This is a genomic window from Acidovorax sp. SRB_24, assembly GCF_012931925.1.
In genome coordinates this window covers 1-362 of the sequence record NZ_MWOM01000282.1, presented here as the reverse complement: position 1 = coordinate 362, position 362 = coordinate 1, and the positions used below count along the sequence as shown (strand labels likewise).

1 protein-coding gene is annotated in these 362 nt (G+C 58.3%); it reads left to right on the top strand.

Annotation, left to right across the window (positions count from 1 at the left end; translation table 11 throughout):
* Window positions 1-199 (top strand): class II glutamine amidotransferase (locus B2J89_RS21965; RefSeq protein WP_205763940.1); only part of this gene is annotated, 199 nt, incomplete at its 5' end.
* Between the last annotated feature and the right edge of the window lie 163 nt (window positions 200-362).

Here is a 362-nt window from a genome sequence, read left to right as displayed (position 1 = left end):
CTTGGCCGATGAAGACGTGCGGGTGGATTTTTCCACGCAAACCTCACCGACCGATCGGGTGGCCGTGATCGTGACCGCTCCACTGACCCGCAATGAAATCTGGCAGCCGTTTGGACACCAGGAACTCAAGGTGTTTGTCGATGGTGCTGTCTATGCCGAAGCAGGCACGGCTTTGCCCCCGGACAGCGCAGCGCGCTAGTCTGGCTACCCATTTGGCGTGGCTCCTCGCCTATTCTCAGGCAGTTATATATTTATTTCCTGCGCCCCAAACTGCTGGATTTCTGCGTTCTTTCGCGCCCGAGTCAGCACAAAACGCAGAAACGCCCCCCTCATTGCTGAGGGGGGCGCGACTGGGCTGTAAG